This window comes from Pelomicrobium sp. G1, from assembly GCF_051905455.1.
In the GTDB taxonomy this organism is placed as follows: Bacteria; Pseudomonadota; Gammaproteobacteria; order Burkholderiales; family UBA6910; genus Pelomicrobium.
This window is the reverse complement of record NZ_JBQACR010000495.1, coordinates 1-247: the sequence shown is the minus strand read 5'-3', so window position 1 is coordinate 247 and position 247 is coordinate 1. Positions and strand designations below refer to the sequence as shown.

Here is a 247-nt window from a genome sequence, read left to right as displayed (position 1 = left end):
CCGGGGGAGGCGCTCCGGTTGTTCCTGGCCCGCGCGCGCCGGACTGGCGCCGAGTTCTACATGCCGGTGTCGGTGTACGAAGAGTTGCGTCACCTGCGCGCCTTCGACGCGATCGCGCCCCAGTTCGAACTGGCGGTGCGCATCCGTAGTCCGCGCAAGCACGAGCTGCAGATCCCGGCCAACGTGCTCTACGAGTTCATCGACGAGGTGCGGCACCGCATCGACCGGGGTCTGCGCATCGCCGAGG

At 68.8% G+C, this 247-nt stretch carries 1 protein-coding gene; it reads left to right on the top strand.

The features are described 5' to 3' along the window. The coding region (locus ACTFO6_RS19360) for a PIN domain-containing protein (protein ID WP_439935946.1) at window positions 1-247 on the top strand (247 nt) is incomplete at both ends.